The 15,464-nt window shown below is 45.5% G+C and carries 12 protein-coding genes; all 12 read left to right on the forward strand.

Features of this window, described 5'->3' with window-relative positions:
* Nucleotides 1-18 precede the first annotated feature (18 nt).
* The 12 genes from OCV19_RS01275 (at nt 19) to astA (ending at nt 15,455) form a co-directional block, all read left to right on the forward strand.
* Nucleotides 19-1,737, forward strand: a complete 1,719-nt coding sequence (locus OCV19_RS01275; RefSeq protein ID WP_065676546.1) for a type IV pilus secretin PilQ — start codon at nt 19-21, stop codon at nt 1,735-1,737.
* A 176-nt stretch (nt 1,738-1,913) separates the two neighbouring features.
* The gene (aroK, locus tag OCV19_RS01280) at nt 1,914-2,432 is read left to right on the forward strand and encodes a shikimate kinase AroK (RefSeq protein WP_017061125.1); all 519 of its coding nucleotides are present in this window, start codon (nt 1,914-1,916) and stop codon (nt 2,430-2,432) included.
* A 25-nt stretch (nt 2,433-2,457) separates the two neighbouring features.
* Nucleotides 2,458-3,546: a 3-dehydroquinate synthase gene (gene aroB / locus OCV19_RS01285; RefSeq protein WP_017061124.1), complete on the forward strand. Its 1,089-nt coding sequence runs from the start codon at nt 2,458-2,460 to the stop codon at nt 3,544-3,546.
* Nucleotides 3,547-3,625: 79 nt separating this feature from the next.
* A complete protein-coding gene (locus OCV19_RS01290; protein WP_065676545.1) occupies nt 3,626-5,143 on the forward strand; it encodes an SPOR domain-containing protein in 1,518 nt (505 codons plus the stop codon).
* Between the two features lie 69 nt (nt 5,144-5,212).
* Nucleotides 5,213-6,061: a Dam family site-specific DNA-(adenine-N6)-methyltransferase gene (locus OCV19_RS01295; protein ID WP_048605377.1), complete on the forward strand. Its 849-nt coding sequence runs from the start codon at nt 5,213-5,215 to the stop codon at nt 6,059-6,061.
* A gap of 201 nt (nt 6,062-6,262) precedes the next feature.
* The gene (rpe, locus tag OCV19_RS01300; protein WP_065676544.1) at nt 6,263-6,937 is read left to right on the forward strand and encodes a ribulose-phosphate 3-epimerase; all 675 of its coding nucleotides are present in this window, start codon (nt 6,263-6,265) and stop codon (nt 6,935-6,937) included.
* Between the two features lie 102 nt (nt 6,938-7,039).
* On the forward strand, nt 7,040-7,726 hold the full coding sequence (locus OCV19_RS01305; protein WP_065676543.1) for a phosphoglycolate phosphatase: 687 nt from the start codon (nt 7,040-7,042) through the stop codon (nt 7,724-7,726).
* 150 nt (nt 7,727-7,876) lie between these two features.
* A complete protein-coding gene (gene trpS / locus OCV19_RS01310; RefSeq protein ID WP_016796005.1) occupies nt 7,877-8,893 on the forward strand; it encodes a tryptophan--tRNA ligase in 1,017 nt (338 codons plus the stop codon).
* Between the two features lie 385 nt (nt 8,894-9,278).
* Nucleotides 9,279-11,873, forward strand: a complete 2,595-nt coding sequence (locus tag OCV19_RS01315) for an ExeM/NucH family extracellular endonuclease (protein WP_065676542.1) — start codon at nt 9,279-9,281, stop codon at nt 11,871-11,873.
* Nucleotides 11,874-12,073: 200 nt separating this feature from the next.
* On the forward strand, nt 12,074-12,652 hold the full coding sequence (locus tag OCV19_RS01320; RefSeq protein ID WP_009848915.1) for an aminodeoxychorismate/anthranilate synthase component II: 579 nt from the start codon (nt 12,074-12,076) through the stop codon (nt 12,650-12,652).
* Nucleotides 12,653-13,116: 464 nt separating this feature from the next.
* Complete coding sequence (locus OCV19_RS01325; RefSeq protein WP_050632386.1) at nt 13,117-14,328, forward strand: aspartate aminotransferase family protein; 1,212 nt, start codon at nt 13,117-13,119, stop codon at nt 14,326-14,328.
* Nucleotides 14,329-14,435: 107 nt separating this feature from the next.
* Nucleotides 14,436-15,455 carry an arginine N-succinyltransferase gene (gene astA / locus OCV19_RS01330; RefSeq protein ID WP_065676541.1) on the forward strand — a complete coding sequence of 340 codons (1,020 nt, stop codon included), beginning with the start codon at nt 14,436-14,438 and terminating at the stop codon, nt 15,453-15,455.
* Nucleotides 15,456-15,464: the final 9 nt, after the last annotated feature.

Consider the following 15,464-nt stretch of genomic DNA (forward strand, 5'->3'; position numbering starts at 1 on the left):
TGGATATGAGATGTAAATATGATTAAAGGAATAAGTGGATTAGTGAGCAAGGCTCTACAAGGTTTTGCTGTGTCTGTGATGTTGGTTGTTAGCGTGCTCAGCCATGCCGAGAGCTTACCGAACAAATTGGAGAATATTGATTTTAGGGTCAACAAAGATAAAGACGCCGTCATCATTATTGAGCTGGCGACCAGCACTGCTGTGGTGGATGTTCAACGTGCTCAGGAAGGGTTAAGTATCGAGTTAATCAATACTCAGGTTGATGATGACAAGCTTTACCTACTAGATGTAAAAGACTTCGCTACCTTGGTTGAAGGCATTGAAGTCTATAAAGAGACACCAAGCACTCGGCTTCTAGCGACGATTAGCAATGACTATCAGTATGAATACAATCTAAAGGGACGTTTTATTGAGGTGGTGATCAGCAAACCGGTTATCGATGAAGCGGCCAAAGAAAAAAGCGTTCTAGAGAAAGAGGGCAAGCTGATATCGATTAACTTCCAGGATATCCCAGTACGAAATGTCCTGCAGTTGATTGCCGACTACAATGATTTCAATCTCGTCGTGTCTGATTCGGTAGCCGGAAACCTGACGTTACGCTTAGATGGCGTACCTTGGCAACAAGTTCTCGACATTATCTTGCAAGTTAAAGGCTTGGATAAACGTGTTGATGGTAATGTTATCTTGGTCGCGCCGAAAGCGGAGCTCGACCTTCGAGAGCAACAAGCGTTAGAGAAATCGCGCTTAGAAGAGGAACTAGGGGAGCTTAAATCGGAAATCATCAAGATTAACTTTGCTAAGGCCACCGACATTGCTGACATGATTGGCGGTGAAGGTGCGGTCAGCATGTTGTCCGATCGCGGCTCAATTACCATTGATGAGAGAACCAACTCACTGCTCATTCGTGAATTGGAAGAAAACATTGCCGTGATCCGAGGCATTATTGAATCGTTAGACATTCCCGTGAAGCAGGTACAGATAGAGGCACGTATTGTCACTGTTACCGAGGGTAACCTAGATGAGCTTGGCGTGCGCTGGGGCGTTTCCTCAACCAACGGAAGCTTCACTGTTGGCGGCTCAATCGAAGGCAACCACCCATCAGCGATTACGCCGTATGACGACGATAGCGGCAGCAGCGTGATTGATGACTACCTCAATGTTAATTTAGGGGCAACATCGCCGAACGCCTCGAGTATTGCGTTTCAGGTGGCCAAACTGGGCTCAGATACCTTACTCGATCTTGAACTGTCGGCACTGCAACAAGAGTCGAAAGCTGAAATCATTTCCAGCCCACGCTTAATCACCACCAATAAAAAGCCCGCTTATATTGAGCAAGGTACTGAAATTCCTTACTTAGAGTCATCTTCAAGTGGCGCTACGTCGGTCGCATTTAAGAAAGCGGTATTGAGTCTTAAGGTGACACCACAGATCACACCCGACAATCGCTTGGTCTTGGATTTGAGCGTGACTCAAGATAGGCCAGGGCAAGTGGTAAAAACCGGAACCGGTGAAGCTGTCGCAATTGATACGCAAAGAATAGGAACGCAAGTACTTGTTAATAATGGTGAAACTGTCGTGCTTGGCGGTATATTTCAGCACAGCGTGAGCAGTACAGTGGATAAAGTTCCTCTGTTGGGAGACCTGCCAGTTTTGGGTGCATTGTTCCGTCGTAGCTATGAAAATGTGGGTAAAAGTGAACTACTTATTTTTGTCACACCCAAAGTTGTGATTCAGTAATGAACAATTAGATTAAAAATAAAGTTGCATTAGTGGCACCTAACCTTGATAATTTCGGGTCTTATCACGAATTATCTGTGAGGAATCGGTGCCACGGGCCTTTTAATTTCAGTACTTGTACTGACCTACCTTGTGGCGATGTCATTGAATTAACGTTGTAAATTACTGCTAAAAACATGGCTGAGAAACGCAATATTTTTCTTGTTGGCCCAATGGGCGCCGGCAAAAGTACAATTGGTAGACACCTAGCTTCCCAACTTCATATGGAGTTTCTAGACTCTGACACTGTGATCGAAGAGCGCACTGGCGCAGACATCGCATGGGTTTTTGATGTTGAGGGCGAAGAAGGTTTCCGTAAGCGCGAAGAATCTGTAATCAATGATCTGACAGAAGAACAAGGTATTGTTCTTGCGACAGGTGGTGGTTCAGTGTTGAGCAAAGAAAACCGTAACCGTCTATCTGCACGAGGCATTGTTGTATACCTAGAGACAACAATTGAAAAGCAACTTGCTCGCACTAACCGCGACAAGAAACGCCCTCTACTTCAAACAGACAACCCGCGTGATGTGCTAGAAGATCTAGCTGTATCTCGCAACGCACTATACGAAGAAGTGGCGGACTACACAGTTCGTACTGACGACCAAAGTGCAAAAGTGGTAGCCAACCAGATCGTAAAAATGCTAGAAGAACGTTAAGTTCATTTTTTCGGAGAGCAAACCCATGGAACGGATTACGGTCAATCTAGCTGAGCGTAGCTACCCTATCTCTATTGGCGCCGGGTTATTTGAAGACCCGGCGTACCTTTCTTTTTTATCAGGTAAGCAGAAAGTTGTTGTTATCAGTAATGTGACAGTAGCGCCTCTTTATGCTGATAAAATTTTATCGCTATTGGATCAAGTCGGCTGTCAGACATCTCTTCTCGAGCTGCCAGACGGTGAACAGTACAAAACCCTTGAAACGTTCAATTCAGTGATGAGCTACATGCTTGAAGGAAATTACAGCCGCGATGTGGTGGTAATTGCTTTAGGTGGTGGTGTAATCGGTGACTTGGTCGGTTTTGCTGCCTCTTGTTACCAGCGCGGTATTGATTTCATTCAAATCCCGACGACCCTTCTTTCTCAAGTGGACTCTTCTGTTGGTGGTAAAACCGCAGTAAACCATCCTCTTGGTAAGAATATGATCGGCGCTTTTTACCAACCGAAATCTGTGATCATCGATACTAACTGTTTATCAACGCTTCCAGAGCGTGAGTTTGCAGCTGGCATTGCTGAGGTGATCAAATACGGCATCATTTACGATGAAGCCTTCTTTGATTGGTTGGAGCAGAATCTAGAGAAACTTTATCAACTTGATGAAGAAGCACTGATTACCGCGATTGCTCGTTGTTGTGCAATTAAGGCTGAAGTGGTGGCTCTAGATGAAAAAGAGTCAGGAATCAGAGCGTTATTGAACCTAGGTCATACATTTGGTCATGCGATTGAAGCAGAACTAGGCTATGGTAATTGGCTACATGGTGAAGCTGTGTCGTCAGGCACTGTAATGGCAGCTAAAACAGCTCAATTACAGGGACTGATCTCTCAGCAGCAACTTGAGCGAATTATTTCTATACTCAAGAATGCGAAACTACCAATCCATACGCCAGAAAGCATGTCTTTTGAAGACTTTATGAAGCACATGATGCGCGATAAAAAAGTGCTGTCTGGTCAGTTGCGTTTGGTATTACCAACAAGTATTGGTACTGCTGAAGTGGTTGCTGATGTGCCTCAAGACATCATTAAACAAGCGATCGATTTCTGCCGTACTCTTTAAATTTGGTTGTGAGGTTGCCTAGCTAAACTCTAGGCAACTGAAGCGTTTTACTGATCGATCTTATCAGTAGGGATCCCCAATGAGTTTGGCTCATGAATTAAGAGTATTAGAGTTAGAATCTCAAGTTGAGTTGCTAGAGCGCTTACAGCTTTTGACTAACTTTGGTTCAAACCTTGTGACGGTGGCTGGCAAAGCTGGCTCTGGCCGATCTTGGTTAGCTCAGCGTTATCTTGAAGCATGGTCGACAGAAAAAAATCAGTGTTTACTGCTTTGTCATCCAAGCCAAGACGATCAACAACGCCGCGCGCTTATTCTTAGCCAAATTGTTTCTGATCCCCTGTTTAATCAACATGATTCTTTATCTGATAGCCTGACAAGGTTACTGGATGGAGAGCCGTGTAATGTGGTTATCGTCGTTGATGATGCCCAACGACTTTCTGAGCTATTGGTATCCGAATTATGGATGTTGGTACTGGAAGCTCAATCAAACCCTCAATGGGCGATCAATATCGTTCTCTTCTCGGAACCTGGCCACTTAGATACGTTATTAACGCGTTTGAGTTACGGTCAACAACACAAGCCTATCGATCTTGAGATCGATGACCTTTCGCAACCAGAAGCTGAACATTTCTTTGAATCACTGGTGATTCGATATGTTGATGATGAGTCTGAAACTCGCGTGCGACGTGCGTTTAATAAAGCGCAACCTCTGCCCGGTGAGTTAATGGCTTTAGGAGAATTGAAAGTGGAAAAAAGGATTATTATTCGCTCAATTATTGGCTCACCCATCAATATCGCGATTGTGGTGGCCTTGTTGTTGATTTTAATTGGTGGTGGTTATTGGTGGATGTTCAGTCAACCAACCCCTGACGATAAAGCGCAATCTCTTATCGCTCCGATTGAACAGACAGCTATCCCAACTTTTGAAGTGGAAAGTGGTACCGAGCAAGCTGGAATCGACGGAATGGACGATTCTGAAGCCGAAGCTGACATGAGTTATCAAGGTGCTGATGACGACAGCTCATCTTTGCCACCGGTTGTGGTTGAAGAGACAGCCAGTGTTGGTGAAGCAACACAAGATCAGCAACGTGTCGTAATCACCTCTGATGTGGTTGATGCCTTGCTTGATGATAAACCTGAAAGTGCTGATACCAGTGCGATTGATGCGGCTGTTGAGGAAAACACAGGAGCCGCGGTGAGTTCGCAGTCAGATGCAGACAAAGTGGAGTCACAGCCTTCAGCCGATGAAGCAGTAGCCCTAACCCAGTCCACACCACCGACTAAGAAAATCACCTTCTCATTTTCTCGCGAAGAGTTACAAGCGATCTCGCCGCGAGCTTATACTTTGCAGTTGAGTGCGATGACCTCATTGGAAGACGTACAATCTTTCATTGAAGAGTATGACCTTGAGAACAAGGTTCGTATTTACCCAACACTTCGCAACGACACCAAGTGGTTTATTGTCACTTATCAAGATTACCCAACGATTCAAGTGGCGAGAGACGCGGTAAGTGTGTTATCAAAACCACTTCAACAGTTGGAACCTTGGGCAAAATCGATGAATCAAGTGCATCGAGAGATAGAACGTGCGAAATAACCCTGAGCTTAGCCTCAAAATATGTTACATTCCGCAGCCTTATTTTTGAGTTGATAGATAGAGCAGTAAATGAAAAAGCAGCGTGCCTTTCTAAAATGGGCTGGTGGTAAATATGGCCTAGTTGAAGACATCCAACGTCACCTGCCACCTGCTCGTAAATTGGTAGAACCGTTTGTCGGTGCCGGCTCAGTATTTCTGAATACTGACTTTGAACAGTACCTGCTTGCAGATATCAATCCCGATCTTATCAACCTGTACAACCTACTTAAAACCGATCCTGAAACTTATATCACGGAAGCGAAGCGCTGGTTCTGTCCTGAGAACAACCGCAAAGAAGCCTTCTTAGATATTCGCGCTGAGTTCAATGGTACAGATAACGTCATGTATCGTTCGTTGGCTTTCTTGTATATGAACCGATTTGGCTTCAATGGCCTATGTCGTTACAACAAGAAGGGCGGTTTTAACGTTCCATTTGGTTCTTATAAAAAACCTTACTTCCCAGAAGCTGAGCTGGAGTTTTTTGCCGAGAAAGCGAAAAAGGCCACCTTCGTCTGTGAGGGATACCATGAAACCTTTAGCCGCGCGCGCAAAGGCTGTGTGGTTTACTGCGATCCTCCATACGCACCACTGTCGAACACGGCTAATTTTACCTCTTACGCAGGTAATGGCTTTAGCTTAGATGACCAAGCTGCACTGGCGGATGTTGCTGAAAAAGCAGCGATGGAACGCGGTATTCCTGTTTTGATTTCAAACCACGATACGACATTAACTCGTCGTTTATATCATGGGGCGGAGTTGAACGTGGTTAAGGTGAAACGCACCATCAGCCGTAATGGCGCTGGCCGTAATAAAGTTGATGAGTTACTGGCACTTTTTCATAAAGAGAAAAACCAGCAGCACGCATCAGCGGAACAGTAATGGTCAGAATATCCGCCAAACTCATTAAATTGAGTGACCAACGGATACTTTCTTAAACTAATCTTTCGAACTGCTAGGATCTGCTTAGGTGCTTAGGTAGAATTGCACACCAAATAGTCTTGGGATTGAGTCTTGTATTTGTGTATGAGATGTCACCAAGGCGGTGATATTCGCAATTTACTCACTCTTAAGAGGTTTGGTATGAAAGATTTTCTAATCGCTCCATCGATTTTGTCTGCAGATTTTGCTCGTCTTGGTGAAGACGTAGAAAAAGTACTCGCAGCTGGTGCTGATGTTGTGCACTTCGATGTGATGGACAACCACTACGTACCTAACCTGACTTTTGGCGCGCCTATCTGCAAAGCGCTGCGCGACTACGGTATTACGGCTCCTATCGATGTTCACCTTATGGTTAAGCCAGTAGACAGCATCGTGCCTGAGTTTGTTAAAGCCGGCGCATCAATGATTACCTTCCACGTTGAAGCATCAGAGCACATCGATCGCACTCTACAGCTAATCAAAGAGCACGGTTGTAAAGCGGGTGTGGTTCTTAACCCTGCAACACCGCTTTCTTGCCTAGATTACATCCTAGACAAAGTAGACATGATTCTACTGATGTCTGTGAACCCAGGCTTCGGTGGTCAATCTTTCATTCCTCACACGCTAGATAAACTACGTGCTGTTCGTAAGCTAATTGACGAATCAGGCCGTGACATTCGCCTTGAGATTGATGGCGGCGTGAAGGTGGATAACATCCGTGAAATCGCAGAAGCGGGCGCAGATATGTTCGTTGCGGGTTCAGCTATCTTCAATCAACCAGATTACAAAGAAGTGATTGATGAGATGCGTGCAGAGCTTGCAAAAGTAAACGCATAATCGTAAAACTACAGATAGATTGAATATTAAGGGGCTAATTTGCCCCTTTTTTACGTCTTATAGCTCAACTCATAAGACGAACATAATAAATAGGAAAGTAAGATGTCATTAAGCTCAATAAAACTGATCGCCTTTGATTTGGATGGAACCTTGTTAGACAGCGTGCCTGATTTGGCCGTTGCTGCTGACCAAGCTTGTCAGGAGTTGGGCTTCCCTTCAGTGAGTGAAGAACAAGTTCGCGACTACGTAGGTAATGGTGCTGATGTTCTTATCGGACGTTCACTCAGCCGTAACCTGACGGTTGACCCAAGCCTAGAGCCAGAGCTACTGAAAAAAGCGCGCATCCTGTTTGATGATTTCTACGAGCAGGGCGGCCACAAGCTAAGTCACCTTTACCCATCGGTTAAAGAGACGTTGGCTGATCTGGATAAGGCGGGTTTCACCATGGCGCTGGTCACCAACAAGCCTTCAAAGTTTGTACCAGACGTTCTGGCGCAACACGGTATTGATAAGTACTTTGTTGATGTGTTGGGTGGCGACTCTTTCCCAGAGAAAAAACCGAACCCAGTCGCGCTGAACTGGTTGCTAGAAAAGCACAATGTTAAAGCGGAAGAGATGCTGATGGTTGGCGATTCAAGCAACGACATTAAGGCAGCTAAGAATGCAGGCTGTCACTCGTTTGGTCTGACTTACGGTTATAACCACGGCGAGCCGATTTCAGCATCAAGCCCTGACTATGTCGCGGATAACGTCGCGCAATTACTAGATGTCGTTCTAGTTTCAGCATAAAGCGGACAAAAGTTAGCTAACCTACTAGCAAAATACTTATCAATGAGTACACTGGATGAGCCGTACAGAAGAGCTGTGCGGCTTTTCTATATTTAAGTTAAGAAGCTAAGCGTTCAATAAACTTAGCGAATAAGCAAAGGAATTAAAACCATGAGCAAGCCCATCGTATTGAGTGGTGTTCAACCATCTGGTGAACTAAGTATCGGTAACTACTTGGGTGCTCTACGTCAATGGCAACAGATGCAAGATGATTACGATTGCCAATACTGTGTTGTAGACCTTCACGCAATTACGGTTCGCCAAGATCCGAAAGCCCTGCATGAAGCGACTCTAGACGCACTAGCAATCTGTCTTGCTGTCGGTGTTGATCCAAAGAAGAGCACGCTATTTGTTCAGTCACACGTACCAGAGCATGCTCAACTTGGTTGGCTTCTTAACTGTTACACGCAAATGGGTGAACTGAGTCGTATGACTCAGTTTAAAGATAAGTCTGCACGTCACTCAAACGACGTAAACGTAGGCCTATACGACTACCCAGTGTTGATGGCTGCAGACATCCTGCTTTACGGTGCTCACCAAGTGCCTGTAGGTAGCGACCAGAAACAACACTTAGAGCTAGCGCGTGATATCGCAACTCGCTTTAACAACATCTACGGTCCTGAAACGCCAATCTTCCAAGTACCAGAACCTTACATTCCAACAGTGAATGCACGTGTAATGAGCCTGCAAGATGCGACGAAGAAGATGTCTAAGTCAGATGATAACCGTAAGAACGTGATTACTCTGCTAGAAGAGCCTAAGTCGATCATCAAGAAGATCAACAAAGCGCAAACCGATGCAGAAACACCACCACGCATTGCTCACGATTGGGAAAACAAAGCGGGTATCTCTAACCTAATGGGTCTTTACTCGGCAGCGACGGGTAAAACGTTCGAAGAGATCGAAGCGCAGTACCAAGGCGTTGAAATGTACGGTCCATTCAAGAAAGACGTAGGCGCAGCATTAGTTGAGATGCTTGAGCCTATTCAAGCTGAATACCACCGTATCCGTGCTGACCGTGCTTACATGGACGCAGTAATGAAAGCCGGTGCTGAAAAAGCCTCTGAGCGTGCTGCAGTGACACTGAAAAAAGCATACGAAGCAGTAGGTTTTGTTACTCGCCCATAGGGTGAACTAACACGACTCGCTTGAAAATTTGAGCCCAAAGTAGCTTTTGTTTACTTTGGGCTTTTTAATGCCCATTCCATTTACCTTCCTCGAAACCCCCTTGTTTGAATTGATAATTTACGCAGTATCTGATTAGCATATCCATCATATTAATGCTGTGCAGATGATCTTATTCAGCACTTCTGAGCTTTATAAATTCATACTCATTTCTATATATGTTGGAAATATATAACGTGCCAAACAATTGATGATTCCAAAGTGATAAGTTCCTCATTTTCTTGCCAACTGACTTATTCCTTTCATAAATAAACCTGATAGTTACCACAAAATACATGACTGCCCATAGATGGCAGTGACTATAAATCAATGAACTCAGGTGAAACGGATGGCTCTTTTACACAAACCTTCATTGCTAGCAGTGGCAATTGGTAGCTTGTTAACCACAAGCGCACACGCTGATTTGTTTATTTCACAATATGTGGAAGGCGGCAGCTACAACAAAGCGGTTGAGATCGCCAATAGTGGCGATAACAGCATTAGTTTAGATGGTTACTCATTGGCGAAATCTGCTAATGGCAACGGATCATGGGGTGCCACTTTACCTTTAGATGGCCACGTTTTAGCGCCCGGTGAGGTGCTTGTTGTTGCTCATACCAGTGCTAGTGATGAGATTAAGGCGGTCGCTGACATTCTAAATGCTTCATTGGCTAATCATAATGGTGACGACCCGCTAGCTATCTTGAATGCAGATGGTTCGGTGCATGATGTTGTTGGTTTGATGGGCGATGTGGACTGGGGCAAAGATGTTACTTTGGTTCGTGCGACACAAACACCTTCGGCGACGTTTGATGCTTCGCAATGGGTATCGCTACCAAAAGACAACATTGAAGGCCTAGGTTCACCAGACAGTGTTGAGCTGCCAGAAGCGTTCACTTGCACACAAGATGGCTCTGACCCAGTATTTACCACCATTCAAGAAATCCAAGGTGAGGGCGCAACATCGCCATTCATTGATGGCTACCCGTATATCACCGACGATGAGTACTTCGTAAAAGGTGTGGTTAGCGCAGTGACAACGGGCCTAACCAAAGGCTTCTACCTGCAAGCACTTGAGGATGATTTCAACTCAAGCACTTCTGAAGGCCTATTTATCCATACTAACCAGTCGAGCTCAGAGTTAGCTGCGGGCGATGTAGTGTGTGTGAAAGGTAAGGTTCAAGAATACTACAGCCACACTCAGCTTAAAGTTGAAAACAACCAATGGCTAAAGCAGGGTGAACAACAAGCCCCTGAAGCGACGGCGATTGAAGCGCTAGACAGTGATGAGAACTTCGCTGCAACGCTTGAACGCTACGAAGGTATGTTGGTGAAAACAACCGAAGCGCTTGATATGCGTGTGACGCGTACCTTTGGTTATGACTACGCAGGTCGTCGTAATAACATGGTACTGGCGCATGAGCGTATTAACATGCAGCCAAATCAGCTTTTCGCCGCGGGATCTGACGAAGCGAAGCAGCAAACTGAAGACAACGCAGACCGTCGTCTTTTCGTTGAAACCGATCAAAAAGCGGCTGATGGCCAAGTTCCTTTCTACCCCGACTTTGGCCGTACTGATATCGACCAAGATGGTTCAACAGAAGATTACATCCGCATTGATGACACCATTGTTGGCCTAGAAGGCGTGTTGACCTACAGCTACGGTGAGTACCGTTTAATTGCGACTAACCAGATCTCGGCTGAAAACTTCGTTCGTAACGATCCGCGTACCGACAAACCAGACATGGATGAAGGCGACCTACGTATCGCGACCTTCAACGTATTGAACTACTTTAACTCTCCATTTGGTGGCGACGCGAATCAGCACGGCAACAACCGTGGTGCGAACACCATCACTGAGTTTGAAATGCAGCAAGAGAAGATTGTGAACGCGATTCTTCGTCTAGACGCTGACATCATTGGTTTGATGGAAATTGAGAACAACGGATTTGGTGAAGGCTCTGCCATTCAGCAACTTGTAAACCAACTGAATGATCGCATTGAGCGTAAGAAAGACCGTTATACCTTTGTGGCTGTCGACTCGAACGAAGATGGCGTAACCGACGAGATGGACTCGATTGGTACTGACGTAATCACAACGGGTGTTATCTATCGTAAGAAGGTGGTGAAGCTTAAAGACAGCCGTGTTATCGCGATGCCAAGCCAACAAGCACCAGAGGTGTTAGACGATTCAGGCAAGGTGATTGAAGATGGTAAGAACTACCAACGTGACTCATTGGCGCCAACCTTTAAAGTTAAAGGAACCAAAGAGAAACTCACCGTAGCGATTAACCACTTTAAATCGAAAGGTTCTAAGTGTTGGGAAGATGCAGCACCGATTGAGCAGGGCGGTCAAGGTGGTGTTGATGCCGATAAGCAAGGCTCATGTGAGAACTTCCGTGTGGCAGCGGCGGTGGCACTGGGTGAAGCGCTTGATGGCATCAAAGGTCACAAAGTGATTCTGGGTGATATGAACTCGTACGGCATGGAAGATCCAATGCTGGTGCTAACCGATTACTCGGAAGAGAAATACGGCAAGCAGATCAAAGCAGCTCGTAATACTTACATTGATGGCGTTGAGCAGTTTGGTGACAGCGGTGCGGTGATTACTAAGAACTACGGCTACATTAATGCAGTGGCTCAAAAGCACCCAGACAGCTGGAGCTACTCATACAATGACGAAGTGGGCGCACTGGATCACCTGTTGATCAGCGACAGCCTGAAAGGCATGGTGGTGGATTCAACTGACTGGCACATCAATGGTGGTGAGTCGACGTTGTTTGATTACAACGGAGAGTACAAAGGCGATCTACCTAAATACCAAGATCACTTCCGTTCATCGGATCATGATCCTGCAGTTCTTGAACTGCGAGTAGGTGGTTCATTTGGCTTTGGTGCTCTGATGTCACTATTTGGCTTAGCAATGTGGCGTCGTCGTAAATAGCTCAATCACAAATAGATTGGCTTGCTATACAAGTAAGCCAATTCAGATAACTTAGCGCTATCTGTAAACAATTAAGGTCAACTTAGGTTGGCCTTAATTATTGGCTAAATGCAGTTTCCACTTGCCTTTCGCCATGGGTATTGCACAATACCGCCCCTATATCTCCCAATCCTTTAGTATTTAGCAAACGATTTCGACCCATGTTACTTATCATCGATAACTACGACTCTTTTACCTATAACTTGTATCAGTATTTCTGTGAGTTAGGGGTAACTGTAAAAGTTGTTCGCAACGATGAGATTGATATTGCAGGCATCGAAGCGCTAAATCCTAGCCATCTTGTTATCTCGCCGGGTCCATGTACGCCCGATGATGCGGGAATTTCGCTACAGGTGATTGAACACTTCGTTGGTAAGCTGCCGATCTTAGGTGTGTGTCTTGGTCATCAAGCCATTGCTCAAGTCTTTGGTGGTGAAGTGGTGAGAGCCAGACAAGTGATGCATGGTAAAACCTCTCCGATCCGTCATAACGGTAAGAGCGTTTTTCAAGGTCTCAATAACCCTCTGACTGTGACTCGTTACCACTCTTTAGTGGTGAAAAACGGCACATTACCAGACTGCTTTGAGCTGACGTCTTGGACTGAATTTGAAGACGGTAGCATGGATGAGATCATGGGCTATCAACACAAAACCTTGCCAATTGATGCTGTCCAATTTCACCCTGAATCGATTAAAACAGAGCAAGGACACCAGCTTCTCGCTAACTTCCTAGCACGCTGAGTGTTTAAATTTGACCCTTTCTCCGTCTAAATAAGCCAGTTAAACGTATTCCATTACCCGTTAAGCGTTTAAATTCGGGCGTTACGCGTCTTCATCCCTCTGACGCCGATCACTTTTTATAACATTTCTCCCTCGTCAGGTTAAGTTTTTAGCCTATGCAAAATTATTCGCGTTATTTCGTCTCGAACCCAATATACCGCAATGCCAGTAAGGCTTTGCTGTTGCTGGTTATACGTTTAGGTAAAAAAAGCTTCATAAAACAGATTAATTGATGCATAAATAGTCATAGGTAGTGACGTTTAGCTGGTTGTAAGGGATGGCTAAAGAATAATCTACTATTGAAAAGGTTAATTAAATGTAAATATAATGCTGCAGCGGGATTATGGCGAGAGAAAATATCTTTGTCTCACTTATGAACCAGTACGCTTATTTGCGAAGCTTGCGGTATCGAGAAGGAATGTACGATGACAGTGGAAAAAAAAGTAGAACGTAGTCTGTTTAATGAGGTGATGGTGCCTTGTTATAACCCAATGGAAATGATCCCAGTAAAAGGGGAAGGCGCACGCGTTTGGGACCAACAAGGCCGAGAGTATATCGACTTTGCTGGTGGTATCGCTGTGAGCTGTTTGGGTCACTGTCACCCAGCAATGGTTAACGCAGTTACTGAGCAAGCAAACAAGATTTGGCATCTAAGTAACGTGATGACCAACGAACCTGCACTGCGTCTAGCTAAGAAGCTAACCGACGTATGTTTTGCAGAAAAAGTATTCTTTGCCAACTCTGGCGCAGAAGCGAATGAAGCAGCTTTGAAGCTAGCTCGTCGTTGGGCGGCGGACGTTCACGGTCCTGAGAAATCTGAAATCATTGCATTCAAACAAGGTTTCCACGGTCGTACTTTCTTTACCGTAACTGTGGGTGGTCAAGAAGCTTACTCTGATGGTTTCGGTCCTAAACCGGGCGACGTTACTCACCTGCCTTACAACGATATTGCAGCACTAGAAGCGCACATCTCTGATCGCACTTGTGCAATCATGATGGAACCTCTGCAAGGCGAGGGCGGTATCATCTCGCCAACCTCTGAATTCGTGAACACAGTTCGTGAACTGTGTGACAAACACAATGCACTGCTTATCTTTGATGAAGTGCAAACAGGTAATGGCCGTACTGGTAATTTTTACGCTTACCAAGGTCTAGGTGTGACACCAGATATCTTGAGCACGGCTAAATCTCTGGGTGGCGGTTTCCCTATTGGTGCAATGCTGACGACTTCTGAACTGGCAACACACCTAAAAGTCGGTACGCACGGTTCTACATACGGTGGTAATCCACTGGCGTGTGCTGTTGCAGAAGCGGTTGTTGATGTGGTTAGCCAACCTGAAACATTAGCTGGCGTGAAAGAGCGTGAAGCATTGTTCCGTGATGGTCTTACTAAGATTAACGACAAGTATCAAATCTTCAGTGAAGTTCGTGGTAAAGGCCTACTACTAGGTGCTGCGCTTAACGAAGAGTGGCAAGGCCGTGCACGTGACGTATTAGTAGCAGCAGGCGAACAAGGCTTGATGGTACTGGTTGCGGGTGCAAACGTGGTTCGTTTCACGCCATCACTGGTTATTACTACACAAGAAATTGAAGAAGGCTTATCGAAACTAGACAAAGCAATCGCTACGCTAGTTTAGCCTGAGCGGCGTCATAGGAATGATCGCCAATAGAGCGATCCCATGACGTTCTGCTAAAGGCCCAAGCTTCTGGTTTTGGGCCTATTTTGCATCTGGAGGGAATATTGATGCTAGTTGTTCGCCCAATAAAATTATCTGATTACGATGCGCTGCATACCTGCGCGGTTGAATCTGGTCACGGATTCACATCTCTTCCGGTTAACGAAGAACTGTTAACTAACCGTATTACTCACTCTGAATACAGCTTTGCCAAACAAGACGTGACTGAACCCGGAGATGAAGGCTACCTAATGGTTGGCTTTGATACCGAAACCGGTGAAGTTGCAGGTACCACAGGTATCGAAGCCTCAATTGGCTGGGATGTTCCGTTTTACTCTTACCACATCAGCAAAGTGGTTCACTCATCGCAAAAACTTGGCGTAAATAACATCGTTAAGCTGCTGACTTTCGGTAATAACTACACCGGATGCAGTGAGATCTGCACACTGTTCTTGCGCCCGGCTTTCCGCGGTGGATTGAATGGTCGTCTGATGTCTAAGTGTCGCTTCTTGATCATGTCTGAGCACCCAGAGCGTTTCTCAAAAACGATTTTTGCTGAGATGCGTGGTGTATCGGATGCCGAAGGCAACTCTCCTTTCTGGCAATGGTTGCAAGAGCACTTCTTCTCGATTGACTTCACGCTTGCCGATTACCTAACCGGTATTGGTAAGAAAGGCTTCATTGCAGACCTAATGCCGAAGCTACCTATCTACGTGAACCTACTGAGCAAAGAAGCTCAAGCGGTGATCGGAGAGGTACATGACAATACGCGCCCTGCACTTAAGTTGCTGGAACGTGAAGGTTTCACTAACCGTGGCTATGTCGATATCTTTGATGCAGGCCCAACGGTTGAGTGTGATCTAAGAAACATCGAATCTGTGCGTTACTCAATTCGAGCACAGGTTCAAATTGCAGAGCACTCTAGCTCTAAAGACTTCCTAATTGGTAATACCTCGTTTGAGAACTTCCGCGCAGTAGCCGCGAAAGGTGCGTATGACCAAGCAAGCGACACAGTGATTTTATCATCTGAAGTAGCAAGCGCTCTTGAAGTAACAGAAGGCGAATTCGTTCGCATGTTGGCTCAGTAAGAGCGGCGA

Origin of the sequence: Vibrio celticus (assembly GCF_024347335.1) — a bacterium.
Classification (GTDB): Bacteria; Pseudomonadota; Gammaproteobacteria; order Enterobacterales; family Vibrionaceae; genus Vibrio; species Vibrio celticus.

Coding starts and splice junctions, on each gene's coding strand:
- trpS (WP_016796005.1), top strand. CDS start 7,877: ATGAGCAAGCCCATCGTATTGAGTGGTGTTCAACCATCTGGTGAACTA.
- OCV19_RS01305 (WP_065676543.1), top strand. CDS start 7,040: ATGTCATTAAGCTCAATAAAACTGATCGCCTTTGATTTGGATGGAACC.
- OCV19_RS01295 (WP_048605377.1), top strand. CDS start 5,213: ATGAAAAAGCAGCGTGCCTTTCTAAAATGGGCTGGTGGTAAATATGGC.
- OCV19_RS01275 (WP_065676546.1), top strand. CDS start 19: ATGATTAAAGGAATAAGTGGATTAGTGAGCAAGGCTCTACAAGGTTTT.
- astA (WP_065676541.1), top strand. CDS start 14,436: ATGCTAGTTGTTCGCCCAATAAAATTATCTGATTACGATGCGCTGCAT.
- OCV19_RS01320 (WP_009848915.1), top strand. CDS start 12,074: ATGTTACTTATCATCGATAACTACGACTCTTTTACCTATAACTTGTAT.
- rpe (WP_065676544.1), top strand. CDS start 6,263: ATGAAAGATTTTCTAATCGCTCCATCGATTTTGTCTGCAGATTTTGCT.
- OCV19_RS01290 (WP_065676545.1), top strand. CDS start 3,626: ATGAGTTTGGCTCATGAATTAAGAGTATTAGAGTTAGAATCTCAAGTT.
- OCV19_RS01315 (WP_065676542.1), top strand. CDS start 9,279: ATGGCTCTTTTACACAAACCTTCATTGCTAGCAGTGGCAATTGGTAGC.
- aroB (WP_017061124.1), top strand. CDS start 2,458: ATGGAACGGATTACGGTCAATCTAGCTGAGCGTAGCTACCCTATCTCT.
- aroK (WP_017061125.1), top strand. CDS start 1,914: ATGGCTGAGAAACGCAATATTTTTCTTGTTGGCCCAATGGGCGCCGGC.
- OCV19_RS01325 (WP_050632386.1), top strand. CDS start 13,117: ATGACAGTGGAAAAAAAAGTAGAACGTAGTCTGTTTAATGAGGTGATG.